This is a genomic window from Glutamicibacter sp., from assembly GCF_035257265.1.
In the GTDB taxonomy this organism is placed as follows: domain Bacteria; phylum Actinomycetota; class Actinomycetes; order Actinomycetales; family Micrococcaceae; genus Glutamicibacter.
Map to the genome: position 1 here is coordinate 42059 of NZ_DATEXC010000053.1, position 25620 is coordinate 67678.

The 25620-nt window shown below is 54.0% G+C and carries 22 protein-coding genes and 4 tRNA genes; 9 read left to right on the top strand and 17 right to left on the bottom strand.

Features of this window, described 5'->3' with window-relative positions:
* Positions 1-159: 159 nt before the first annotated feature.
* Positions 160-2778, top strand: a complete 2619-nt coding sequence (valS, locus tag VJ369_RS14345) for a valine--tRNA ligase (protein ID WP_324092749.1) — start codon at positions 160-162, stop codon at positions 2776-2778.
* Between the two features lie 211 nt (positions 2779-2989).
* Positions 2990-3481 (top strand): DUF4870 domain-containing protein, encoded by a 492-nt coding sequence (locus tag VJ369_RS14350; protein ID WP_324092750.1) that lies wholly within the window; start codon positions 2990-2992, stop codon positions 3479-3481.
* A gap of 322 nt (positions 3482-3803) precedes the next feature.
* Here the strand turns inward: VJ369_RS14350 and VJ369_RS14355 are convergent, their stop codons facing one another.
* The 8 genes from VJ369_RS14355 to VJ369_RS14390 all read right to left on the bottom strand — a co-directional run bounded on the left by VJ369_RS14355 (position 3804) and on the right by VJ369_RS14390 (position 10775).
* Complete coding sequence (locus VJ369_RS14355; RefSeq protein ID WP_414652667.1) at positions 3804-4691, bottom strand: trypsin-like serine peptidase; 888 nt, start codon at positions 4689-4691, stop codon at positions 3804-3806.
* 696 nt (positions 4692-5387) lie between these two features.
* Entirely contained in the window at positions 5388-5996 is a 609-nt protein-coding gene (locus VJ369_RS14360; RefSeq protein WP_324092752.1) for a DsbA family protein, read from the bottom strand.
* 40 nt (positions 5997-6036) lie between these two features.
* Complete coding sequence (gene clpX, locus VJ369_RS14365; RefSeq protein WP_324092753.1) at positions 6037-7329, bottom strand: ATP-dependent Clp protease ATP-binding subunit ClpX; 1293 nt, start codon at positions 7327-7329, stop codon at positions 6037-6039.
* A gap of 167 nt (positions 7330-7496) precedes the next feature.
* Positions 7497-8156, bottom strand: a complete 660-nt coding sequence (locus VJ369_RS14370; RefSeq protein WP_105673836.1) for an ATP-dependent Clp protease proteolytic subunit — start codon at positions 8154-8156, stop codon at positions 7497-7499.
* Between the two features lie 51 nt (positions 8157-8207).
* Positions 8208-8807: an ATP-dependent Clp protease proteolytic subunit gene (locus VJ369_RS14375; RefSeq protein ID WP_096254622.1), complete on the bottom strand. Its 600-nt coding sequence runs from the start codon at positions 8805-8807 to the stop codon at positions 8208-8210.
* 246 nt (positions 8808-9053) lie between these two features.
* Positions 9054-10382 (bottom strand): trigger factor, encoded by a 1329-nt coding sequence (tig, locus tag VJ369_RS14380; RefSeq protein ID WP_324092754.1) that lies wholly within the window; start codon positions 10380-10382, stop codon positions 9054-9056.
* A gap of 88 nt (positions 10383-10470) precedes the next feature.
* A tRNA-Pro gene (locus VJ369_RS14385) sits at positions 10471-10545 on the bottom strand.
* A gap of 155 nt (positions 10546-10700) precedes the next feature.
* Positions 10701-10775, bottom strand: a tRNA-Pro gene (locus VJ369_RS14390).
* A gap of 369 nt (positions 10776-11144) precedes the next feature.
* On the opposite strand from VJ369_RS14390, the gene VJ369_RS14395 reads away from it, so the two are divergent.
* Complete coding sequence (locus tag VJ369_RS14395; protein WP_324092755.1) at positions 11145-11582, top strand: VOC family protein; 438 nt, start codon at positions 11145-11147, stop codon at positions 11580-11582.
* A gap of 64 nt (positions 11583-11646) precedes the next feature.
* Here VJ369_RS14395 and VJ369_RS14400 read toward each other — a convergent pair.
* The 3 genes from VJ369_RS14400 to VJ369_RS14410 all read right to left on the bottom strand — a co-directional run bounded on the left by VJ369_RS14400 (position 11647) and on the right by VJ369_RS14410 (position 13352).
* Positions 11647-11720: transfer RNA gene (locus tag VJ369_RS14400), tRNA-Gly, on the bottom strand.
* Between the two features lie 181 nt (positions 11721-11901).
* Positions 11902-12876: an Fpg/Nei family DNA glycosylase gene (locus tag VJ369_RS14405; protein ID WP_324092756.1), complete on the bottom strand. Its 975-nt coding sequence runs from the start codon at positions 12874-12876 to the stop codon at positions 11902-11904.
* A gap of 2 nt (positions 12877-12878) precedes the next feature.
* Complete coding sequence (locus VJ369_RS14410; RefSeq protein ID WP_324092757.1) at positions 12879-13352, bottom strand: ribose-5-phosphate isomerase; 474 nt, start codon at positions 13350-13352, stop codon at positions 12879-12881.
* A gap of 267 nt (positions 13353-13619) precedes the next feature.
* On the opposite strand from VJ369_RS14410, the gene pepN reads away from it, so the two are divergent.
* From pepN to VJ369_RS14425, 3 genes are all read left to right on the top strand, one after another.
* Positions 13620-16166, top strand: coding sequence for an aminopeptidase N (pepN, locus tag VJ369_RS14415; protein WP_324092758.1), 2547 nt, complete (start codon positions 13620-13622; stop codon positions 16164-16166).
* 125 nt (positions 16167-16291) lie between these two features.
* Complete coding sequence (locus VJ369_RS14420) at positions 16292-16759, top strand: OsmC family protein (protein ID WP_324092759.1); 468 nt, start codon at positions 16292-16294, stop codon at positions 16757-16759.
* Positions 16760-16775: 16 nt separating this feature from the next.
* Complete coding sequence (locus VJ369_RS14425; RefSeq protein WP_324092760.1) at positions 16776-17276, top strand: globin; 501 nt, start codon at positions 16776-16778, stop codon at positions 17274-17276.
* 54 nt (positions 17277-17330) lie between these two features.
* On the opposite strand, the gene VJ369_RS14430 is transcribed toward VJ369_RS14425, so the two are convergent.
* A complete protein-coding gene (locus VJ369_RS14430; RefSeq protein ID WP_324092761.1) occupies positions 17331-17990 on the bottom strand; it encodes a hypothetical protein in 660 nt (219 codons plus the stop codon).
* 156 nt (positions 17991-18146) lie between these two features.
* On the opposite strand from VJ369_RS14430, the gene VJ369_RS14435 reads away from it, so the two are divergent.
* Positions 18147-19043: an acyl-CoA thioesterase gene (locus VJ369_RS14435; RefSeq protein ID WP_105673819.1), complete on the top strand. Its 897-nt coding sequence runs from the start codon at positions 18147-18149 to the stop codon at positions 19041-19043.
* 146 nt (positions 19044-19189) lie between these two features.
* On the opposite strand, the gene soxR is transcribed toward VJ369_RS14435, so the two are convergent.
* The gene (soxR, locus tag VJ369_RS14440) at positions 19190-19660 is read right to left on the bottom strand and encodes a redox-sensitive transcriptional activator SoxR (RefSeq protein ID WP_324092762.1); all 471 of its coding nucleotides are present in this window, start codon (positions 19658-19660) and stop codon (positions 19190-19192) included.
* A 148-nt stretch (positions 19661-19808) separates the two neighbouring features.
* On the opposite strand from soxR, the gene VJ369_RS14445 reads away from it, so the two are divergent.
* Entirely contained in the window at positions 19809-20312 is a 504-nt protein-coding gene (locus VJ369_RS14445) for a flavin reductase family protein (protein WP_324092763.1), read from the top strand.
* An 87-nt stretch (positions 20313-20399) separates the two neighbouring features.
* Here the strand turns inward: VJ369_RS14445 and ettA are convergent, their stop codons facing one another.
* The 3 genes from ettA to VJ369_RS14460 form a co-directional block, all read right to left on the bottom strand.
* Positions 20400-22082, bottom strand: a complete 1683-nt coding sequence (gene ettA / locus VJ369_RS14450) for an energy-dependent translational throttle protein EttA (RefSeq protein WP_096254611.1) — start codon at positions 22080-22082, stop codon at positions 20400-20402.
* Between the two features lie 113 nt (positions 22083-22195).
* A complete protein-coding gene (locus tag VJ369_RS14455) occupies positions 22196-22669 on the bottom strand; it encodes a single-stranded DNA-binding protein (protein WP_324092764.1) in 474 nt (157 codons plus the stop codon).
* A gap of 67 nt (positions 22670-22736) precedes the next feature.
* A complete protein-coding gene (locus VJ369_RS14460) occupies positions 22737-23513 on the bottom strand; it encodes a CPBP family intramembrane glutamic endopeptidase (protein ID WP_324092765.1) in 777 nt (258 codons plus the stop codon).
* A 240-nt stretch (positions 23514-23753) separates the two neighbouring features.
* Here VJ369_RS14460 and VJ369_RS14465 point away from each other — a divergent pair.
* Positions 23754-23830, top strand: a tRNA-Arg gene (locus tag VJ369_RS14465).
* A gap of 79 nt (positions 23831-23909) precedes the next feature.
* On the opposite strand, the gene VJ369_RS14470 is transcribed toward VJ369_RS14465, so the two are convergent.
* On the bottom strand, positions 23910-25589 hold the full coding sequence (locus VJ369_RS14470; protein ID WP_324092766.1) for an FAD-binding dehydrogenase: 1680 nt from the start codon (positions 25587-25589) through the stop codon (positions 23910-23912).
* Between the last annotated feature and the right edge of the window lie 31 nt (positions 25590-25620).

Sequence of the window (25620 nt, forward strand, 5' to 3'; positions counted from 1 at the left end):
GAATTTCTCTTACGTAAGCCGTTCACCCGCCCGCGAGTCGGTGCCCGACAGATGATATTTAGCCCCTTTGGCTACGCCACCCAGGCATCCCTCGCTCAAGTGGCCCAGACCATGAACATCAATGCTTCCTTGCCTTCTAAAACATGAAAGAATAGAAACATGGCAGAAGACAACTTGGGCACAGACACGCCCGCAACGGTTTCCGTTCCTGACAAGCCCGCTTTGGAAGGCCTAGAGGAACGTCTTTCGTCCCGGTGGCGCACCGAGGGCACCTATCACTTCAACGAGGACACGACCCGCGAGGACGTTTACTCCATTGACACTCCCCCACCAACCGCTTCCGGTTCCCTGCACGTAGGACATATGTTCTCCTACACGCAGACCGACGTGTTGGCACGCTTCCAGCGCATGAGCGGCAAGAACGTGTTCTACCCACTGGGGTGGGACGACAACGGTCTTCCCACCGAGCGTCGCGTACAGAACTACTACGGCGTTCGCTGCGACCCGACCAAACCATATATCGAGGGTTACCGCCCACCTGAGTCACCGGCGAAAAACCAGCGTGACTGGGATGTAGTTAGCCGTAAGAATTTCATTGAACTCTGCGAAGAACTAGCAGTCGAAGACGAGAAAGTCTTCGAACAGCTCTTCTCCACTCTGGGCCTGTCCGTTGACTGGCGCATGACCTACCGGACCATTGATGACAACGCCCGTGCGGTATCTCAGCGAGCGTTCTTGGAAAACCTCAAGCAGGGCGACGCCTACATGGCCGAAGCTCCGACTCTGTGGGATGTCACCTTCCGTACCGCGGTGGCCCAAGCAGAACTCGAAGACCGCGAAATGCCAGGCGCCTACTACCGCTATGCATTCACTGCCGAAGGTGGCGAACAGGTCTTCATCGAGACCACTCGTCCGGAACTGCTCGCAGCCTGTGCCGGCCTGGTCGCTCATCCAGACGATGAGCGCTACAAGCACCTGTTCGGCAAAACGGTCACCTCGCCGATCTTCGGCGTACCGGTTACCGTTTACCCACACCCCCTGGCTCAGCCAGACAAGGGCTCGGGCATCGCCATGGTCTGTACCTTCGGCGACCTGACCGACGTAACGTGGTGGCGTGAACTGCAGCTGCCAACTCGGGCCATCATTGGCCGCGACGGCCGCATCTTGGCCGATACCCCGGAGTGGATCACCACCGAGGCCGGACAGGAAGCCTACGCAGAGATCTCGGCGAAAACCGTGTTCTCCGCGAAGGAAACCGTCGTCAAGATGCTCAGCGAAGCAGATCTGCTTGATGGTGAACCTAAGAAGGTCTCACGTCCGGTGAACTTCTTCGAAAAGGGCGACAAGCCTTTGGAAATCGTCACCTCACGTCAGTGGTACATCCGAAATGGCGGCCGTGACGAAGAGCGCCGTACGCAAATGATTGCCCGCGGGCAGGAGATCGATTTCCACCCATCGTTCATGCGCTCGCGTTATGAGAACTGGGTTTCTGGCCTAAATGGTGACTGGCTGGTTTCCCGCCAACGCTTCTTCGGCGTACCTGTACCCGTTTGGTACAAGGTTGATGAGCAGGGCGAGCCTAACTATGACGCTCCGATTCTTCCTGAGACTGCACAGCTTCCGGTTGATCCGGCAGCGGATGCGCCCATCGGCTATACCGAGGATCAGCGTGGTGTATCCGGCGGTTTCATCGGTGACGCCGACGTGCTTGATACTTGGGCAACGAGCTCGCTGACCCCACAGATTGTGGGTCGTTGGGGACGCGATGACGAGTTCTTCTCCAAGGTATACCCATTTGATCTGCGCCCGCAGGGCCACGACATCATCCGCACCTGGTTGTTCTCAACCGCAGTGCGTGCCGATGCGCTGCACAACGATGTTCCTTGGAAGCACGCTGCCATTTCGGGCTGGATTCTAGATCCAGACCGTAAGAAGATGTCCAAGTCCAAGGGCAACGTGGTGGTACCAAACGAGGTGCTGGAGAAGTTTGGTTCCGACGCTGTTCGTTATTGGGCCGCCAGTGCCAAGTTGGGCGCCGATACCGCCTACGAAATCAACCAGATGAAGATTGGCCGCCGTCTGGCGATCAAGATTCTTAACGCTTCTAAGTTCGTCTTGAACCTGGGTGCTACCGAGGCAAACGTGCTGACCAATGACGCGTCATTGGTCACAAACGGTCTGGATCGTTCGTTGCTGTTGCGTCTGTCTACCGTGATCGAGGACGCTCAGCGTGCTTTTGAAAACTATGACTACGCGCGTGCTCTGGATATCACCGAATCGTTCTTCTGGTCGTTCACCGACGACTATGTTGAATTGATCAAGGACCGTGCCTATGGCGGTCATGGTGAAGCTGAACAGGCCAGCGTTCTTGCAACACTCGCAACAACTCTGGACTCGGTACTGCGTTTGTTTGCACCGTTCTTGCCGTTTGCTACCGAAGAAGTTTGGGGCTGGTGGCGAACCGGGTCCGTTCACCTGTCGCAGTGGCCAAGCGTTGCTCATCTCAGCGCAGCCACCGAAGGTGCTGACGCCATGGTTCTTCCTACCGTTGGCCACGCACTCTCGGGTATCCGTAAGGCAAAGTCAGACGCTAAGGTCAAACAACGCACCGAGGTACTTTCTGGTGAAATCCACGCACCTGCAGCTGCGATTGAACAGTTGCGTGCAGGCTTCACCGACCTGAAGTCCGCCGGAAACGCACGTGAACTGACCTTGGTTGAAGCCGAGGGCGATCTCAACGTTGTAAACGTGGAATTGGCTCCTGCCGAAGAAGATTAATCTTCATTTGGTAAGACACGAAGGCCATCGAGATTTTCTCGGTGGCCTTCGCTGTTTCCACGATAGTTCTCAATTCGTTCTCTGTAATTGAACAGCTGTTGGATTTCGATAAAATCAAGTGTAATAACGATTTGATCTCTATTAAACGGAACATTGCTTTAACGGTGTACGGTCAGAGTAAGCAATCAGGCTCGACTCTTGAGAGGCTCAAATGACAACCACACCGGAAGACTCAAACGAGTTCAAGCCAGATGACGTGGGCGGCGCGACAACTCCTCCAACAAACGAATCACCAACAGGCAATCCCAGCGCTGAGTCGCCCGGTGCGTATTATTCTGGCCAGCAAGGCTTTCCGCCGGCTCCACGGCCGGGACAAGGCGTAGATGACAGCCTCCAACGCATTCAACTTAATGGATGGCTTTCGGCATTCTTTGGAATCATTCCGGCACTCATTTTCTTTGTGATCGATAAGGAACGTAGCAATCCGCTGGTCCGCGACTTCCATCAGCAGACACTGAACTTCAGTATCATTCGCGCAATCATTGGCTTGCTAGCGTTCGTACCTGTCATTGGTTGGCTGATTGGTGTTCTCGGCGGCATCGTCTGCTTTGTGATTGCTATTATGGCCGCCGTCAAAGCACCAGATGAGTACCGGGCAGGGCAGGCGTACAAGTACCCATTTAATTTTGCGTTTGTAAGCTGAAACTGCAGAAACTTGTCACAATCAGGCACGGCTTATTTCTGATCCTCGGCTGGATGCGGGAACTGGTGCTAGCCCGGATCATTTCTCAGAGTCAGGATTATCTGACTCCTCGGGACTAGCTATTAGTCGTTGCATCGGTTTCGCTTTGCGCCGGTGTACCTCGTTAAAATAGGCAACCTGTTCACTAGGCGGTTGGGCTATCTTGTGAACGATAGTTGAATCGTCCTCGCCTTTCACAGCGTCGTCGCGTGATGCCATCCATTCATCCTTAACCAAGTTGGGCGGAATGTCTTCCTCGACATTCCGCCCAACTCACTTGCTGCTAGTTTTGTGCAGAATTATATGCCTGCTCGATGACGGTGCCCCAGTAAGGACCGAACATCGTGTTACGCACGCCACTGTAGCCAAAACTATTGACTGAGTTCTGGTAGCTGCTGGATCCACCAAGGAACCATGGGCCGCCCGAGGATCCACCGGTCAAATCGCAGGGGATGCCCTGAGAATCGCTCTGTCCGTATGGATCGTCAACTGCCGAACCGGAGCATGACTGCAACGTCTCGCCATTGAATGGGCTCGCCGCCGGGTAACCGAAAGCTGTGTATGTTAATCCACGAGCCTGGTTGAAGGCGACACCTGAAGCACCGACCTGATCAGCCAAACTGACTCCACTATTATCGGAGACCACGGCGAAGGCAGTGTCATAGGTAATATCTCCACCATTGCTCCATTGAGTGGGGGTCACCAATTCAGTTGCTGCAAATGATCCGTACGGTGCGTTACCGTTTTCGTATGCAGGCACGAAGACCCAGCGGGTTGCGAAGGCACCAGGGCCTTCATTGGCGCAGTGACCGGCAGTGGAAACCGTTGATTCATTGGCCGAAACAACCGAGTTACCCGAGCACACATAGTCTGAGCCACCAAGGGTGAAGAACACCTTACCAATGTGGGACACCGGTGTGACTGATGATCCTTTCTTCAGTTTTTGACCCTTATTTTTCGGGTTCGCTGCCTTCTGGCCGGAAATCTTCTTTGACTCCCCCGCCTGCTGCGCACCCTTCGTAGCGGATTTCCCGTGCGTGAGAACGTCAGCGGATTTGGCGTTCTTCATACGAGATGAGGTCCAGTAGCTCATCGCCTTTTCAGCGTTTGCCTGGCTGATTGTTGATGACTCGACTTTGTCGGTGGGGGCTGTGGGTGCAGCCATGGCCATTGAGGCACTTCCGCCGATTAGTCCACCGGCAAGCAAAAGTGCAGCTATTGCTCGACCTTTGCGCAGGCTCGCCTTGGGGGCATTGTTTTGGATTCTGTCTTGCACGTTTTCTCCCTGTGTGGCGGATGGGGGCCGCCGTCGAAAGCATGTGCCGGAGCACCTGTGGGAGTTAGTCAAACACATCTTTCAAGTAATACATAGGACCGTTCGCGAAGAATTTTATACATTCGACACGCAAATTGGTTAAAACTATGAAGCAGCGATTTTCTTGCGACCAAAACTCAGAGAGCGAACCAGACTAATAGCCGGACCCCAGACATCACTTTCGCAGGATTCTCTTGAATCTGCACGAGAAATCGCAGAGGAAAATGAAAGTTACTTAGCAGTAGGCGGACGCGGCATGCAAGACCCGGGACAGTTAAAATTTGTGAAACGACGATGACGCGCTTCACATTTTAGCGTTTGAGTAGTTGGTTGAAATTTTTTCACGCAAAGTTACCGCCGAGCGAAACATTAACTCTCACGAGGTCAGTGAGAGCGCTCCCCTTCGCGAATCTCGCTTAAGCTAGGTCAATTTCATTAACTAACACACAACCGGTCTACGAAGAATATGGCCGGCACTAAATAAAAAACCTCGTACAATCGGACCCGCCACAATATGGCTGGGTCAATCGTACGAGGCTTGTAGAACGCAGATTAATCGAAAACTGGGCTTTCGGTGCGGCTGCGCTTCATTTCAAAGAAGTAAGGGAAAGAAGCCAGCTGCGCAGCGGCATCAAACATCTTGCCTGCGTCTTCGCCAGTTGGGATTCGGGTAATGACCGGACCAAAGAACCCCACTCCATTTACCGCAATGACTGGAGTGCCAACGTCTTGGCCAACCTTGGAGATGCCTTCTTCGTGGCTCGCACGTAGTGCAACATCATTGGCATCGGTATCAGCAGCCTGTGCTAACTCCGCTGGAAGCCCGACCTTTGCTATCGCGCGGGATATGACATCGGCGCGGTCTTCAACTTTTTCGTAATGAATTAGTTCACCCATTGCGGTGTAGAGCTGGTCAATAACCTCATCGCCATGCTCTTGCGCAGCCTTGATGATTACTCGTACTGGCCCCCAGGCGTTATCCATTGATGCGCGGTAGTCCTCAGGAAGGTCACGACCTTCGTTGAGCACCGAAAGGCTCATGACGTTCCAACGAACATCGATGTCACGAACTTTTTCAACTTCCTTGATCCAACGGCTAGTGGCCCAAGCGAAAGGGCAGATTGGGTCGAACCAGAAATCAACTTGTGTGCGCTGTGGCATGAACCTTCAACTTCCTACGAAAAATTAATGGAACTCTAAACTATGCGGATTTTTTGTTACGCTTCGCTGCAAGTTCGTGGGAAAGGAGCAACGGCTCGTCCTTATCTAAGACAGTTCCACGAGTCACCACTACCTCTGCAACCTCTTCCAAGCTAGGCAGCTCAAACATGATGCCGCCCAATGTCTCTTCCAAAATTGCACGAAGCCCACGTGCGCCGGTTTCACGTTCAATTGCCAGTTCAGCAATTGCGTCTAGGGCTTGCGGTTCGAAGCTCAGCTCCACGCCGTCCATCCGGAACATTTTTTGGTACTGCTTCACCAGTGCATTCTTGGGTTCCGTAAGAACTCGAATCAATGCTTCACGGTCAAGATGCTCTACCGTAGCAATCACCGGGAGGCGACCAACGAATTCTGGGATCAAGCCGAACTTCAGCAAGTCTTCGGGACGAACATCGGAGTAAGACGGAGCCTCAGACTTTATTGCGGTCAGCGGTGCTCCGAACCCGATACCCTTTCGACCCGCACGTGAGGAAATAATTTCTTCGAGTCCGGCAAAGGCACCAGCCACAATAAACAGAATGTTCGTTGTGTCCAGCTGCAGGAAATCCTGATGTGGGTGCTTGCGTCCACCCTGCGGCGGAACTGCTGCGACGGTACCTTCAAGAATCTTCAGCAGAGCTTGCTGAACGCCTTCACCGGAAACGTCCCGAGTAATTGAAGGGTTCTCGCTCTTTCGTGAAATCTTGTCAATCTCGTCAATGTAGATAATGCCAGTCTCGGCCTTCTTGACGTCAAAGTCCGCAGCTTGAATCAGCTTCAGCAAAATATTCTCAACGTCTTCACCGACATAGCCGGCCTCGGTCAAGCTGGTTGCATCGGCTACGGCGAACGGAACGTTCAGCTTTTTAGCCAGTGACTGCGCCAAGTAGGTCTTACCGCAACCGGTAGGACCGATTAGCATGATGTTAGATTTCGAGACCTCAACATCATCCAGCGGATTCTCACTGTTCAAGGCTGCAACAGGAGAATGCTCCTGAGTGCCGTGAATTCGCTTGTAGTGGTTGTATACGGCGACGGATAGAGCACGCTTAGCATTCTCCTGACCGATCACGTACTCTTCCAAGGAATTGAAGATTTCTCGTGGTTTTGGCAATGAAAAATCTTCGGAGACCTGTTCTTCAGCAAACTCCTCGGCAATGATCTCATTGCACAGTTCGATGCATTCGGTACAGATGTAGACTCCGTGGCCTGCTATTAGCTTCTTTACCTGCTTCTGACTCTTTCCGCAGAAAGAACACTTCAACAGATCCGAGCCTTCGCCCATACGTCCCATCGCACCGATCTCCTGTTTGCTTGAGTTGCCGTGGACTATCCCAATTCTAAGTCAGGTAACCCCCAAATTAGCTGAATATGGCGGTCTACCTGCGTGGTGCAATCCTCCTGTGGAGAACGCGCCTACAAGGTAAACCGCCAGTACTCAGTAATTATTCCGTGTAAGTCCTAGTGGCCAAGAACTGCGCGGGTCATCTTACGTGGAGTAAGCACCTCGTCGACGATGCCGTATTCCTTGGCATCGGCAGCGGTCATGAACAAATCGCGTTCAACGTCGTCGCGTACCTTCTCAACGCTCTGACCCGAGTGGCTTGCAATGGTCTCTTCGAGCCATGAGCGCATACGCATAACTTCTTCGGCCTGGATCTGCAGATCGGTCGCGGTACCGCGTTCGCCGCCACCCATTGACGGCTGGTGGATCAGCACGCGTGCGTTTGGTAGAGCCAGACGCTTGCCCGGGGTACCGGCGGCCAGCAGTACGGCTGCGGCGGAGGCCGCCTGGCCGAGGCAGACCGTCTGTACTTCTGGGCGAATGAACTGAATCGTGTCGTAGATCGCCGTCATCGCGGTGAAAGATCCACCTGGTGAGTTGATGTACAGGGTGACATCGCGTTCTGGGTCCATCGACTCAAGAACCAGCAGCTGGGCCATGACGTCATCTGCCGATGCATCATCGACCTGCGCGCCGAGGAAGATAATGCGATCCTCGAACAGCTTGGCGTATGGATCCTGGCGCTTAAACCCGTACGGGGTGCGCTCTTCGAACTGTGGCAGGATGTAGCGGGCCGACGGCATCTGACCGCTAACGGCTTCCGGATTGAAGTTCATGGTTTTCTCCTTGGACAAATCTTTGGGGTTCAGGGCGATAGCTAAGGCCGACTACTTGCCGGCGTCGACGCCGCCGCCACCGGTGACCGTGCCGGCATGCTTTGCGATCTGGTCGAAGAATCCGTATTCCAGCGCGTCTTCAGCGGTGAACCACTTATCACGCTGGTTGTCGATCAGGATCTGTTCGACGCTCTGCCCGGTCTGCTCCGCGGTCAGGTCGCTCATAACCTTCTTCATGTGCATGATCAGTTCGGCTTGGATCTTGATATCCGAAGCGGTTCCGCCAATGCCACCCGAAGGCTGGTGCATGAGGATACGAGCGTTAGGGGTCGCATAGCGCTTGCCTGGAGTACCCGAGGACAGGAGGAACTGACCCATCGATGCGGCCAGACCGGTTGCCACGGTCACCACATCGTTCGGGATGAAGTTCATGGTGTCGTAGATAGCCATGCCTGCGGTGATCGATCCGCCTGGGGAGTTGATGTAAAGGTAGATGTCCTTTTCAGTATCTTCCGCAGAGAGCAAGAGCAGCTGCGAGCAAATCGCATTGGCATTGTCATCGCGGACTTCGGAGCCCAGCCAGATGATGCGCTCTTTGAGCAAGCGGTTGTAGATGTAATCCTCACGGCCGGCCGGGTCAACGGATGCCATGGTGGGAGTGCGCGAATCATTTGACATGTTCTCTACCTCTTCCAAACGTGTAGATCAGATTTTGAAATTCTTTTTCGAATCCCAAAGCTGCAACTGGTTACTTTGAGATTACTGACTTCAACTGCTAGATGCGCGGTTTCATGCCCTTGTTTCGCTCACGGCGCATGACTATACCGACAGCGAACAAAAAAGTAGCCACCTACTAACTTGATTCCAAGTTAGTAGGTGGCTACCGAGGTTGCGAGACTACTTAGCCTCTGCAGTTTCCTCTACAGCTTCTTCTTCGCCTGCTGGCTTCACGAATGAGGTCAGGTCTACAGCGGCACCGTTCGAATCGGTGACGGTTGCGAATTCAAGAACCTTGGCAAGTGCCTTGCGACGGCGAACTTCGCCCATCAACATTGGAACCTGGCCGGCGCCGTCAAGCATCTGCGCAAACTGGTTTGGCTCCATGCCGTACTGACCTGCGGTCTGCACGATGTAGTCGATCAGCTCGGACTGCTCAACGCCAACTTCCTCGGCGTCGGCAACGGCGTCAAGGATGATTTCGTTCTTGAATGCACGCTCGGTGTTCTCGCGAACTTCTGCGCGGTGCTCTTCGGTGTCGTGGTCAGCTTCAGCGTCTGGTGCGTTGAAGTGCTGTTCGATCTGCTCGTCGATGACTGAAGCAGGAACAGGAACCTCAACCAGTTCGACCAGCTTGTCGAGAACCAGCTCGCGGGCCTCTACGCCCTGCTCAGTGATCTTGCCTTCGGCAGCATCCTTGGACAGCGATTCGCGTAGTTCGGCGATGGTGTCGAACTCGGAAGCTAGCTGAGCAAAGTCATCGTTTGCTTCTGGCAGCTCGCGGGTCTTGACTGCAGAGACAACAACCTTCACGGTCGCGGTCTTGCCTGCGTGTTCGCCACCGGCAAGGGTGGTCTCGAAGGTGGCGTCTTCGCCTGCGGACAGGCCGGTAACAGCCTCGTCCATGCCCTCTAGCATGTTGCCCGAACCAACCTGGTAGGACAGACCCTGAGCTGCGTCTACCTCTTCGCCCTCGACCGATGCGGTCAGGTCCAAGGTGACGAAGGAGTCTGCAGCAGCTGGTGCTTCAACATCCTTCAGGGTGCCAAAACGACCGCGCAGGTCATCGAGGGCCTTATCGATGTCTTCGTCGGCAACTTCCTTAGCCTCGACGGAAACTTCAATACCCTTGTAGTCAGGTAGTTCAACCTTCGGACGGATATCAACTTCGAAAGTGAAGACCAGCTGGCCTTCGCCTTCCTTCTCGATGGAAGGAAGTTCGGTGATGTCAACCTCTGGGCGGGAAAGCGGGGTCAGTTCGTTCTCGACCATAGCCTTCTGGTAGAAGTCGTTCAGGCCCTCGTTCACAGCGGTTTCGATGACGTATCCGCGACCAACGCGCTGATCGATCATACGAGTCGGCACCTTGCCCTTACGGAAGCCTGGAACCTGAATCTGCTGAGCGATGGTCTTGTACGCCTCATCGACGCGGGGCTTCAGTTCCTCATAAGGAACCTCAACGGTCAGTTTCACCCGGGTCGGGTTGACGTTTTCGACGGCGCTCTTCACAGCGTTGTACTCCTGAGTTGTCTAAGAATTAGGTTTTATCTGCAAAAAACCCCGCAACATGGTGGCGTTGCGGGGTTGTTCGACAGAGTCGGGGTGACAGGATTCGAACCTGCGACCTCACGCTCCCAAAGCGCGCGCTCTAGCCAAGCTGAGCTACACCCCGATTAGCAGTGAACAGTCTAACCCGAGTCATCCTGTATCCACTAATCGTTTGCGATTCTTGCCAGATACTTTTTACTGTTTCCGGTGATCACAAGAACTAAATTATCTTTAGATCTTTTTATCATGCAATAACTTCCGAAGAACTTATCTCATGAGTCGGGGTAACAGGATTCGAACCTGCGACCTCACGCTCCCAAAGCGCGCGCTCTAGCCAAGCTGAGCTATACCCCGTTGCACTCTGCGTGAAAATCGCTTTTCACCTGAGCCAACATCTCGTGAATCTTTGCTGGGAAGTTGTTATCCCTGCGTGATCACAAGAAATAAATTTACACGGGTTCGAGCTAAAAGCAAAATCGGCATCCTCGTGTTCAAAACATCTGACTTCTGCGAATTTACGCGGGTTTTCCGGTGTTGACGTCTGTTTTTGAGGTAAAACACCGAAAAAGGTGAGTTGAGTAACAAGCTTTTTCCATGTTCTTCGCAGAAATATCCCCGAACGCTCACAGCCAACTCTTCGGCATGCGTTTCGAACTGCGTGTTCCGGGTTTTGTTCGCTGCCGTCCACTGCCCCGCGCAACGCCTGGGTAGTACCCTTTAGCCATGCCAACTACATGGACACTGACGTTTGATTGTGCAGCCCCTGCGCAACTTGCTCGCTTCTGGAAGGCGGCGCTTGGATATGTGGATGCCGAAGCCCCCGCCGGCTTCGCCTCCTGGGAGGACTGGCTGATTGCCTGCGAGGTGCCACCAGCGCAATGGGATGACGGTGCAGTCATCTGTGACCCGACCGGCACTGGGCCGCAAATTTCAATGCTCAAAGTACCCGAAGCCAAGATTGCAAAAAATCGCATTCATCTGGACGTGAAAGTAGGACTGGGTCGCGACCAGCCCGCCGAGCAACGCGGGTCTCGAGTTGAAGCGAAAGTCGAGCAGCTAATATTGCTCGGCGCCAAGGAACTGTCAAGACACTTCATGCACGGACATCTAGATCACGTAGTGCTTGCAGATCCCGAGGGAAATGAGTTCTGCGTCGTTTAGCTTGCTCATTCGCAAACTTATTTTGGATATGCAAAAAGGCCCCGCATCAGCGAGGCCTTTTTCGTGGAGGGGATGACGGGAATCGAACCCGCATCATTAGTTTGGAAGACTAAGGCTTTACCACTAAGCTACATCCCCACGATTCGTGACTTCATTGCCGCGAACAGAATTTAGTCTAGACCATAAATCTAGGTCGATGCAAATCGGATGATTCCCGTTCCGACTTGGACACATCCCGTATAGCATCACTTTGTCCTGCTGCCGTTACAAAACACGCGGTTTCGCGAACACCGGGAAAGTGATCTTGGGCCCAAACTCCCTACGCGCCGTCTTGCAATGCCTTTTTGCGCGGCAACTTCTGGCACCGGGGGCACCAGTACAGTTTCCGTCCAGCGACTTCCGCCAGGGACACCGTCCCGGTGCAGCGGCGGCATCCCATCCCCTGTCTCTGGTACACGTAGTAAGCGTTATCAGGCCACACGACCCCCAGCGGATCCCGGTCTTCGTCACGAGTAGTGATGATCTTTCCGTCACGGACGCCATCTTCCATGATGGCCACGATGTCCCACCACAATTTATTCGCACTACGTCCAGAAAGCTGATTGGCAGGAAGATCCGGGGAAATACGATTCCTGAAAAGCGCTTCGGCTCGATAGATATTCCCGACTCCGCTAATAAAGTCTTGGTTCATTAACACCACGCCGATCGCGGTGCTGGTGCGCGCAAGATTCGCCCGGAACTCTTTGAGTCCACGCTCTAGGAGCACAAGATCTTCACCAGCACGCACCTGTCCCTTAGCAGCCTGGAATCGCGCAGCAGCACCGGCTAAGGGATCCGGACCTAACTTATTGAGCTTTACTTGCACTTGCTCATAGTCCAAGACTTCACACGCTGTCGGCCCGCGCAGGTCAGCCCATCCATGCTCGGAAACAATACGGGCTCGTACGGCACCGACGGGTTCCGGTGGACCGGAATATGCGCCAGGTTCCTGCATATTGCCTTCGCGTTCACCTATGCGTCGAGGCGCGCCGATTGAGGATGCGCCAATGAACTTTTCGTCGCCGCCAAATTCGAAGGCGCCATAAAGTCCTAGATGCACCCGCAGGTATAGATCATTGGAAAAACGGCAGAATAGCTGCTTGCCCTTGGCGAAGGCATGTTCCAGCTCGTTGCCACTGATGCGTTCAGCATCTGCGGCAAAGCGGCCTTGAGGCGAAGTAATCTGAACCGTCTGCCCGCCAAAAACATCATCAAATTGGCGAGCCAGTCGGTGAAGGGAATGTCCTTCGGGCACAGCTAGTCGATGACCTCGCCGGTAGTTTCGTACGACGCGATTTTGCCGATTCGACGTACGTGACGTTCGGCGTCGCTAAATGGTTCCGCGAGGAATGCCTCAATCAGCTGCGCTGCCTCTTCGACCGAATGCTGACGTCCACCAACGGCAATAACATTTGCGTTGTTATGCTCACGAGCCAGCTTGGCGGTGTCCAAGTTCCATGCCAAGGCGGCACGAATTCCTTCGACCTTATTTGCTGCGATCTGCTCACCATTACCGGATCCTCCAAGAACAATCCCTAAAGCATCTACGCCGGCGCGCTGATCATCGATTACTGCTTTGGCAGCATTGATACAGAATGCGGGGTAATCATCTTGCGGGTCATACGATTTAGGGCCATGGTTGACCATTTCGTATCCCTTGGCGGTGAGGTGCTTTACCAAGTAGTCACTGAGTTCCAGACCTGCGTGATCGGTGGCGATGTGTACGCGCATGCTTTATTGCCTCATTCATTAGGAGGAAAGACCGGTTGATACTCCTCTTAGCTTAGCGACCAACTACCTTCAGAATCGAACTGTATAACCATTGCCAGTGTCCGTGACGCGCCTGCCTAAAGGATAAGGTTTGGGCAAGAGGTAAAGATTTTGTGGCTTAGGGCTTGCATGCTCCCCCAGTGTCGATGACACAATGGGAGAAGTTATTCAATAATCGTTTCAGAAACTGTGGCGATAATCTTTTAGCACCTTATAACGGAGAGCACTATGCCAGGAATGAACCTCACGCGCACTGAGGCAGCCGACCGCGCGAACTTGATCAACGTCGAAGGCTACGAGGTGAGCCTGGACCTAACACGTGGCGAGCGTGTGTTCACTTCCCACACCACGGTGCGCTTCACTGCCGCCGAAGGCGCATCAACCTTCATCGATGCCGTGACCGACTCTGTCCGGTCCATCAACCTCAACGGTGTCGAACTTGATCCGGCGCAGCACTCCGACGGCATCCGCATCCAGTTGCCTGCGCTGGCAGCCGAGAACGTTCTGATCATCGATGCCGATGCGCTATACATGAATACCGGCGAAGGCCTGCACCGCTTCGTGGATCCAGTGGATCAGGGAGTCTACCTGTACTCGCAGTTTGAGGTCGCCGATTGCCGCCGCATGTTTGCCGTCTTCGAGCAGCCAGATCTCAAAGCCACCTTCCAGTTCTCAGTCACCGCACCGAAATACTGGAATGTGGTTTCGAACGCGCCAACACCAGCACCTGTCGAGCAAGGCGAAGCGGCCACCTGGAACTTCGCACCCACCCAGCGCATCTCCTGCTACATCACTGCATTGATCGCTGGCCCGTACCAGGTAGTTCGCGATTCATTGGTTTCCTCCAGCGGCCGAACCGTCGAATTGGGTGTCTTCGCGCGCGCTTCCATGATGCAGTACTTGGACGTGGAGAACATCGTCACGGTCACCCGCCAAGGCTTCGAATTCTATGAAAAGAACTTCGGAACCCCCTACCCTTTTGAAAAGTATGATCAGCTTTTCGTTCCAGAGTTCAATGCCGGAGCCATGGAAAACGCCGGGGCCGTTACCTTCCTCGAAGAGTACGTGTTCCGCTCCCGTCCAACCCATGCAATGGTCGAACGCCGCGCAATCACGATCCTGCACGAGCTGGCGCATATGTGGTTCGGCGACCTAGTCACCATGAAGTGGTGGAACGACCTATGGCTCAACGAATCATTTGCCGAGTTCATGTCGACTTTGGCCGCGGCGCAGAACACCGAATTCACCAGCTCATGGACCACATTTAATACCTTGGAAAAGAACTGGGCTTACCGCCAAGACCAGCTTCCAAGCACACACCCAATTGTTGCCGAGATCAACGATCTCGAAGATGTTGAGGTGAATTTCGACGGGATTACCTACGCCAAGGGAGCATCTGTGCTCCGCCAACTGGTTGCCTTTGTCGGTCAGGAAGAGTTCATGGCGGGTGTCCGCGAATACTTCAAGAAGCACGCGTGGTCCAATACCGAACTACCCGACCTACTCACCGAGCTGGAAGCAGCTAGCGGCCGGGACCTGAGCGACTGGGGCGCCTCATGGTTGGAAACCGCGGGTGTCAACACACTCAAAGCTGAAATTGCGAGCGATGACGCCGGGAATATCACCGGATTCACGATCAACCAGAGTGCGATCGAAGAATTCCCTACATTGCGCAAGCACCGTCTAGCAGTGGGCTTCTACAGCCTCGATGAACAAGACAAGCTTGTGCGAGTACACCGCGAGGAGCTAGACGTCGAGGGTGCCAGCACCGAGGTTCCAGTACTCATCGGCATGCAGCGTCCAGACTTGGTCCTGCTCAACGATGATGACCTGACCTACACCAAAATCCGTCTCGATGAGCAGTCATTGGCTACCGCCACCGAACACTTGAAAGACTTCGTCGAATCACTACCGCGCACCTTGGTATGGAGTGCGGCCTGGGATGCGGTTCGCGATGCCGAAAGCCCAGCCAGTGACTATGTCCAGCTGTTGCTAAATAACATTGGTCACGAAGTTGATTCCTCGGTCATCATGGTTCTCTTGCGTCAGCTCAATACCGCCTTGGACTACTATGTAACCCCCAAGCACAGCAGTGAACTTTCGGTACAGGCAGCCGATCGCCTTTGGGACTTGGCACAGCAAGCAGAGGCAGGATCCGATGCTCAGCTGCAGTTCGCTAAAGCATTTGCTCACCGCTCGCGGACCACTGAGCAGTTTGATCAGGTTTCAGGGTTGCTCGACGGTTCCGTGGTCCTAGATGGTCTGGCTCTAGACACCGACCTGCGCTGGTCATTGGCGATCGCGCTGACCGCCGGGGCACGAATGAATACCACCGAGCTCGATGAGATGCTTGCCAAGGATGACACGGCCAAGGGTAAAGCCAGCTGGCACACGGCCCGGGCTGCGCGCCCATCCGCCGAAGCGAAAAATGAAGCCTTTACGGCCGCCGCGTCAGCAACGCTGTCCAACGTACAGCAAGGCGCAGTCATTTCGGGCTTCAATATTTCTCATGACCAGTCATTGCTTGATGGTTTCACCGAACCTTACTTTGACCTTCTGGTCAAGGCATGGGAGAGCTACTCGCATGAAATGGCGAAGCAGATCGTTTTGGGCTTCTACCCAAGTTCGGCAGTGTCTCAGAAGACTATTGATCTCACTGATGAGTTTTTGTCGGGTCTGGGCGAGAAGCATCCTGCGATGCGCCGCCTATTGATTGAATCTCGCGCAGACGTGGTGAGGGCTTTGGCTGCCCAGTCCACGGATACTAAAGCCTAATATTCAGTTTGCACCCCTGGTGTGCGTTGTAGTTCGATATCGGTACGGTCCTTCATTGCTAAGGGACCTAGGATTCGTGCTCCAACGCACACCATAAGCTCCTTAAAGGGTGGAAGAATAGCAGCATGGACCTCTCGCTGCACAACTATCAGATCGACATCGAGTGGACCGGAAATCGCGGGGCTGGAACCGACACCTACCGTGGTTATGGCCGGGACCACATCATCCGGGCCGATGGGTTGCCTGACATCGCCGGCACTGCAGATCCGACCTTCCACGGCGATAAAGATCGATGGAACCCCGAGCAACTTTTGCTCGCTGCCTTGAGCCAATGCCACATGCTCTCATATCTCCACGTAGCGGTGACCCACGGCGTAGTGATCACCGGCTATCAAGATCAGGCTTCAGGCACCTTGAGATTAAACCGCGACAATAGCGGAGAGTTCACCCAGGTGGTTCTCCGTCCGCAAGTTTCTTTAGCCGACGATTCTCAACGAGAGCTCGCAGATTCGCTACATCAACAAGCCAATCGGGTCTGCTTCATCGCCAGGTCCGTGAATTTTCCGGTTCTCCACGAACCGGTCACCGCGTAATTTAGGAATGTATTAAATGAGTGAAATAAACCCGCTGCCTCACACCGTGAAGCGCGATCCGATGAGCAACCCAGTAGTCACCGGCCCTTCTTCCGATGAGTTCCTGAAGCTGGCTCAGGAACCGATAGATGTATCCGACTATGCGGGGACTTTCTATGAAGAAGTGGGTGGCCGCGAGGTCTTCGCGCGATTGAGCGAGAATTTTTATGCGTCCGTCGCCGACGACGAAGAATTTAAAGCCATGTACCCAGAAAAGGATCTGTTCCCCGCACAGATCCGCCTGCAACTGTTTCTAGAACAATATTGGGGTGGCCCAACGTCTTATTCGGAGCATCGAGGACATCCGCGCCTACGCATGCGCCATATGCCGTATGTCGTTAACCCACATAACCGCGATGTCTGGTTGGCACATATGAACAAGGCCATCGACCAGTTAGAACTGCCGATGCTTCACGCCGAAACGTTACGGGAATACTTCGACCGCGCTGCGCATTCTCTGCTCAACGCGTCAAGCTAAACCCCACCAGCGAAAAGCTCCGCACCGGCCTAGCCGGGGCGGAGCTTTTTGTGATCAGAGCAGTGACGCCGAACGGCGCAAGAGAACATGACCCAGCCCATTGCTGACACGGATCCAGTTACCCTGACGAAGGATCCTACTTTGTCCATCTGACGACAAGAAACCTAGTGCGTGCATAGCGAAGGCGGCGCCCAGCGGGAGGCTGACTTTCGCGCCTTCCATCTCGGCAGACCAGATGCGCTGACGTATTTGAGCAACAACGGGTTTGCCCGGATTTTCCGGCAATGCCTTAGCTACCGCATCGATACCCGACTGCGCTGCCGCGGCCAGCTCAGTGTCTGCAACAGTTCCGGCTTCCACCCATCCGGACATCGGCACGGTAATACCGGCCCATACTGGATTTTCTTCCACCGGAGGGAACACAAACTCGGTGCTTGTCTGCCCCATTCGTGCCAGACGATCCTGAATAGCCGCGATGGAGTAGCAGGCATTGCTGTGGGCTTCGTTTGCCAGGCGATGTACTCGCATTCCTAGAATGGTGTAGTCGCCTTGTCCAAGCTGTGCAGGAATCAGCACCGGAACATAAACTGCTAGCGCAGTTCCACGGACGGTGAGCAATGCCCCATCGTCTTCGATAGCTTTAGCGCGGCTAAGTAAGTTAGCTAAATCGCTGACTGAATTGGAGTCTTCAAAAACAAGTGAATCACTGGCCATAGCCCAATGTTCTCATGATTTGGAACTAACTTTCCGGCGCATTCATCGGTTTTCGTCACATGCGGCAGTTCCCGCACGGTGCCGTCACGTGAATATTCAATCTTGTCACGATAGAGTTTTCAAAGTCATCGTCAGCACGTCAAGGAGTTCAATATCGTGACCGAGGAACTGGGCACTACACAAATCCTGCTGGATTTACTGGATCTGGACGGAGCCGAGCAGGCTCGCACCGATGAAGATATTTTTATCGGCAAGACTCCTCGCCAATCCCGAACTAGGGTTTTTGGCGGTCAAGTATTGGCCCAGTCTGTCATTGCTGGTTCACGCACGGTCCCTGAGGGGCGTGCGATCCACTCGATGCATGGCTATTTCCTTCGCCCGGGCGACCCCACACAAAATATCACCTTTGGGGTTCAACGGTTGCGTGACGGTCGATCATTCTCTGCTCGCAGAGTCCACGCCTATCAAAATGGCGTGCCGATACTTTCGATGATCGCGTCCTTCCAAGAACCGGCCAAAGGGCTCGACCACTCGGACGCGGTGCCATTTGACGTCCCGGCTCCAGAAACTCTGCTCAAAACGGCTGACATCATCGGTCACTTCGACCATCCAGTAGCCCACGAATGGGCCTACGAACGTCCTTTTGACATGCGCCACATCACCGAACCGGTGTACCTTCCGGGCTACGAGAAAAACGAAGCAATGGCTGCAGTCTGGATGCGGACCACCGCTCCCATGCCAGATGATCCGGTTCTCCACCGAGCCGCGTTGGCCTACGCAAGTGACTATATGCTGCTCGAGCCGGTCATTCGCCGCCACGGCATTAGCTGGATTCATCGAGGCTTGAGTATCGCGAGTTTAGACCATGCAATGTGGTGGCACCGAGAATTCCGCGCCGACGAATGGCTGCTCTATGTACTGCGCTCCCCTAGCGCATCTTCTGCACGAGGACTGGGAACAGGGCAAATCTTCAATGCGGCTGGTGAGCTGGTAGCTACCGTAGCCCAAGAAGGAATGGTCCGGCTTCCAGAGTTTGAAGAGGACCTAGAGTAAGTCTCAGACTGGACTCGAACCCTGAGTGAGATCAGCTAAGCAAATCAAGCGACCATTTGCGCCAATTATTTTGGCGGAGATTGTCGCTTGTTCTGCTTTTCCGCAAAAAGTTCCAGCACTGGTAAGCGGATCCCCGTACTTGACGCCTAGCTAACACCGTCTCCAGATTCTAGACGTCGGGCGCCCGAGCCTTGGCTTGCAAGGGTATCCTCCGGATTCAGCAGTGAACATGCCTCCATCGAAAGGCAACCGCATCCGATGCATCCCATCAGCCGGTCTTCGAGTTCTTCGATGGCTCGACGACGATGCTCTAATACGCGTTTCCATTCGGTAGACGCGCGTTTCCAATCACCTTCAGAGGGAATGGTATCCATGGGTACCGGTTCGAGCGCATGGCGGATGTCCGCCAGTGGTATTCCGAGTTTACTGCCGACGGAGATTAGCGAGATCCGCCGCAGCATATGCCGTGGATAGCGTCGCTGGTTACCTGCACTACGTGTTGAATGGATCAATCCAATGTCTTCGTAATAATGAAGAGCTGACTTCGCTACCCCTGTGCGTTCACTGACTTGTCCGATTCCCAGCTGCTCTTGTCCAGGATTTTTATTGTCGCTCAAATTTCCTCCCTGTGCGAAGCATCACCGATCAACAAATTGACCTCAAGCTTACTTGAGGTTCTAGGCTGAAGATAGTTGACGCCCGACCCCAGGGATTTCGGTGCGGAGATTAAATCTCAGTGATTCCAAAACAAAGGACGATTCACGCATGCAGAGCTTGTCCGCGGATTTCCGCGATGCATTTCGCGCTCACCCCGCAGGAGTAGCGCTTATTACCGCCACGGTTGATGGCATTCCTTACGGACTGACGATCTCAAGTCTCGCTTCGTTATCGATCGATCCGGTGGCTGTTTCGTTTTCGCTGACTAAGGAATCCGGGGCGGCTGGAGCGGTACTAGCTGCAAGCACTTTCCTGATTCATATGCTCGGCGAAGATCATGAAGAACTGGCAGATAATTTCGCCCGGCCTGGTGCTCCACGATTCACCACAGATCAGGGGTGGACCTTTCTGCCCACCGGGGAACCGTATTTTGATAGGGCGCCAGCGGCTTTGCGCGCACAAATCCATTCCTCAATTAGCGTCGGCGGGTCACGTCTTATAGCGGCTGAAATTCTCGAAGTCATCACAGGCGAACCCGCACAACATTTGGTGCATCAGAACCGTAAATATCTGAAGCTACCAGCGTTTCTTCCCGACACAGCTCAAGGATAGTAGTTAGATTACGCTGACTTTTACACAGCAAAAAGCGCCGAGGCCACCACGAAATATTCGTGGTGGCCCCGGCGCTTCGCTTTATTCTTAGTCGCGAGTCAGGCGACGGTGGGTCACACGGTGCGGCTTAGCTGCATCGGCTCCCAAACGCTCAACCTTATTGTCTTCGTAAGACTGGAAGTTACCTTCGAACCAGTACCAGCTCGAAGGATTTTCCTCGGTGCCCTCGTAAGCCAAAATGTGAGTGGCCACTCGGTCCAGGAACCAGCGGTCGTGCGAGACGACGACTGCGCAACCCGGGAAGTCGAGCAGTGCGTTTTCCAAGGACGAAAGAGTCTCAACGTCCAAGTCGTTAGTAGGCTCATCGAGCAGCAACAGGTTGCCACCCTGTTTCAAGGTCAGCGCCAGGTTCAGACGGTTACGCTCACCACCGGAGAGCACACCTGCCTTCTTCTGCTGGTCAGGACCCTTGAAACCGAAAGCCGAGACGTAGGCACGCGAAGGCATTTCAACCTGACCGACCTGGATGTAGTCGTTGCCTTCAGAGACAACTTCCCAAAGGGACTTTTCCGGATCAATATTTTCGCGGTTCTGATCGACATAGGAGATCTTCACGGTCTCGCCAATCTTCAGCGATCCACCGTCAATTTCTTCCATGCCCACGATGGTCTTGAACAGCGTCGACTTACCAACACCGTTAGGACCAATCACGCCGACAATACCGTTACGTGGAAGCGAGAAAGAAAGTCCGTCGATAAGCACACGCTCTCCGAAGCCCTTCTTCAGATTCTCTGCTTCAATAACGACCTGACCCAGACGCGGGCCTGGTGGAATCTGGATCTCTTCGAAGTCAAGCTTTCGAGTGCGCTCTGCTTCCGCAGCCATTTCTTCGTAGCGAGCCAGACGAGCCTTCGACTTGGTCTGACGTCCCTTAGCGTTGGAGCGGACCCATTCGAGCTCTTCGGTCAGACGCTTTGCAAGCTTCTGATCCTTTTTGCCCTGGAATTCCATACGCTCGCGCTTCTTCTCCAAGTAAGTGGAGTAGTTGCCTTCGTATGGGTGCAGGCGACCACGGTCAACCTCACAGATCCATTCAGCGACGTGGTCCAGGAAGTAACGGTCGTGAGTCACGGCCAGTACTGCGCCTGGGTACGCCGACAGGTGCTGCTCTAGCCACAGTACAGACTCAGCATCCAAGTGGTTAGTAGGCTCATCGAGGAGCAACAGGTCCGGCTTCTGCAGCAGCAACTTACATAGTGCTACGCGTCGACGCTCACCACCGGAGAGGTGGGTGACCATCTCGTCGCCCGGCGGGCAACGCAAGGCATCCATAGCCTGCTCTAGCTGGTTGTCGATGTCCCAAGCGTCAGCGGCATCGATAGCCTCCTGCAGCTTGCCCATCTCGTCTAGCAAGGTGTCGAAATCTGCACCTTCTTGAGCCATCTCCTCGGAGATCTCGTTGAAGCGAGTAATCTTCTGGTAGATCTCGCCAACGCCTTCTTGGACGTTGCCCAGGACGGTCTTTTCTTCGTTCAAGGGTGGTTCCTGCAGCAAGATGCCAACAGAATAACCGGGTGATAAACGCGCCTCACCATTGGACGGGGTATCGATGCCCGCCATAATCTTCAGGATCGTTGATTTACCAGCACCGTTAGGGCCCACCACGCCAATTTTGGCGCCCGGGAAAAACGACATGCTGACATCATCAAGGATGACTTTGTCACCAACGGCTTTGCGAGCCTTGGTCATCGTATAAATGAATTCCGCCATGAGGTTAAGGCTAGTCGCTCAGTAGCCGCAAATCCGAATCCACACACCACTAATTCGCCTCAGTGGTGCCCGGTTTCACACGTTTGTCCGCGGCACCACCGAATGGGGAACTTTTAGGCGGCTTCTGTGTCCCTTTCAGGCCATGATGCATTGGAGTTCTTATCGTCTACTTGTTCGGTCCCATCGGACTGGGAGCCATGAGTTGATCGTTCAAATTCTCCGCCACCATTGCGCACCTTCGTATAGTTCGAAGTTCCATACTTGAGATCGTGCCCAAATGAGAATGCTTCGATATCTACGCTGGTTCCGCGCGATCCGTCGTTTCGTTCAAACTGCCTAACCTGAAGCTTGCCGGTCACCACTATGTGATCGCCTTGTTCAAAAGATTCCATTCCATTTTCGGCCAAAGACCTGAAGGCGCTTATCGAGTACCAGTTGGTTCCCGCATCGACCCACTGCCCAGTTTCCGCATCTCGCTTGCGCTCGTGGGTGACTGCGCGAAACTTCAGCACTGCCAGCCCCTGCGGCGTGATGCTCAGCTTAGGCTCGGTGCCAATAACGGCACGGATAGTCACAAGATCACTCATGACGTTGTTCTCCTTTGGATCTGACCGGTACGGTTACCGGGTTTCAATCCATGCTGAGCCTCGAAGCCTAGTTGCGAAGCTCCGTCGATTCCCTTTGTGGATAACTCTTTGTGACACTGAAAGCCCCAGCTAATACCATCAGCACGATGACTACAACTGGCAGAATCCAACCGGACCAACCGAGAATAGAGGCCTTCGTTGTGTCGAGCATGGATCCCATGATCATAAATAGGGATACCAACCCTACGCTGGCGTTGAATATCCCATGAGCCAAGGCTGCAGGCCAAACGGAGTTGCTCATGGTCCTCAACCACGCAAAGAATGCCCCGACAACGATGCACATTCCACACATCATTACTACTCCCCAACCATCCTTGGCAAAGGGGTAGTTATATCCCAACAAGATCAGCGGCGAGTGCCATAGTCCCCAAATCACACCCGAAATCAGCAGTGCTGGCGCCTGACCCAACGGCTGCAATTTTGGCCAGAGCCATCCACGCCAACCAATTTCTTCACCTAGCGCCGGGATCAGATTCAGCAATCCGGCGACCAGAATGAGTCCGGCTTGTCCAAGCAAATATCTAGCAGGCCCGTCAGTTCCCGACACAAAGTTAAGAATCATGAACTGATCAAAGTCACCAGGAAAGACTCCGAGCCACGTACCGACAAACGGTGCTTGAACGATGAGCAGAATGGGAACGAAATACGCAAGAAGGACAGCTAGTAGAAATCGCTTGGGCTTACGGATCGGAGCGAGACCTGATTCTTTGATGAACTGCTTGCCTCGACGCTGAAGCAAACTCACGGTCACTGCTGCGATAGTCGGCGTTACCATCATTGCCATGGCTATCCAGGTAAATTGCGGGTGATGTAAGCCCCCTCCTTGCCACAACGGGAGAGCCATTAGCCAGGCCAAAGCAAAACTGAGAACCGTAAAGCAGGAGATACTTTTCAGACCATCAATTCTCCAGTGCTGCATACAAATATTCTCCTACTCAACCGCTCATGAACTTAACCTCCTACAAGACTAGCGTTTTCAGTTGGAGATCTGGCTTGCCAATGAGCTAAACTAATTTTCGGTTACGCCTCCGTAGCTCAGCTGGATAGAGCAAGAGCCTTCTAATCTCTAGGTCGCCGGTTCGAATCCGGCCGGGGGTACCAACTGAGAGCCGCCGTTCACTTTGTCAAAGAGTGAACGGCGGTTCTTTTTGCTTTCGGCCCAGCCGTTTAGCGTTGAGGACTACGAATCTGCAATTGACCTGCCCGCTTGACGCCCGCTGAACAAGCAACCACCAAGGAATGTTCCCTCAAGTGCGTTATAACCATGCATTCCTCCACCGCCGAATCCACTGACTTCACCCGCGGCGTACAACCCATCCACTGGCAAGCCATGCAGATCTAAAACACGGCCTGAGAGGTCCGTTTGAATACCTCCCAAAGATTTTCGAGTCAGTGTGTGAAGCCTGACTGCAATCAAAGGGCCCGCCTTCGGATCGAGAATTCTATGTGGCGCCACCGCACGTGTGACTCGATCGCCTAGGTAACGCCGAGCATTGCGTATCGATTGAATTTGCTGATCCTTGCTGAACGGATTTTCTACCTGCAAGTCTCGGCTACGAATTTGCTGGCTAATTTTCTCCAGATCAAGCTGGAAGTGCGGTTCCAGCTCATTCATTCCTGCGACCAGTTCGGCCAAATTAGCGGCGACAACAAAATCTTCTCCACGATGCATGAAGTCCGCTACGGGTCCGGGCGCCCCCTTGCCGAATATTCTTTCAGTAATGACACTCTTCTTGTCCCAATTGGTCAGATCGGGGTTTTGCTCAGAACCCGAAAGCGCGAATTCTTTTTCGATAATTCTTTGATTCAAGATGAACCAGGAATGATCCACCCCGGCGTCAATCCCGCTTCTAAGTTTCTTGAGTGCTCCAATGGTGTCGTGACCTGGAAGTGCTGGGGATCCCAACCGGTTGCCGAGCGCATCGAACCAAAGCGAAGATGGTCCGGGTAAGATGCGAATTCCATGATTTGGCCAGATTGGATCCCAATTTTTGATGCCTTCGGTGTAATGCCACATGCGGTCCCTGTTGACCAGTCGAGCACCTGCTGCCTGTGCGAGCTCCAAGCCGCTGCCGTCGACATATGCAGGAACACCGGTGAGCATATTCTTTGGTGGAGTACCTAAGCGTTCTGGCCAGAATTTCCTGACCAGCTGATGGTTGCCACCTATTCCTCCGGTGGCAAGCAACACTGTGTTGGAACTCAACTCGAATTTACCGCTGACTTCTCGGTTTGAACTCACTCCACGCACCGCTTGATCAGAGCGCAAGATCTCCCCTCGAACGCCTGTCACCGAGCCGTTGTGCATTATCAAGTCAGTCGCGCGGTGACGGTGAAGAATCTGCACCTTTCCTTCACCCATTGCTGCACGCACCTTGTCCACAAATGGATTGGATACCCCGGTACCGGTACCCCAAGCCACGTGGAATCTTGGAACCGAGTTTCCGTGCCCATCGGCTCTTCCGTCGCCACGCTCTGCCCAACCGACAACCGGAGTCAGTTCAATTCCCTGTGCACGAATCCAGTCGCGCTTTTCGCCGGCGGCAAATTCAACGTAGGCACGGGCCCATCGAGCGGCCCAGTAATCTTCGTCGTCGAGTCGATCGAATTGTGCGCTGCCCTGCCAGTCGGACCATGCCAGGTCGAATGAGTCCTTGACTCTGAGCCGACGTTGCTCTGGCGAGTCTACGAGGAATAATCCGCCGAAGGACCAGTGCGCCTGACCTCCCAAGTTGTTTTCATTCTCCTGGTCGAGAAGTGTCACGCACAATCCGGCGGCCACCGCTTCACACGCGGCAACAAGCCCAGCCAGGCCGGTGCCTATGACAATCAGGTCCGAATGCCGTCCATCATTTCCCACGAGCAGGTTCTCCTTGAGTTCACCGGGTACT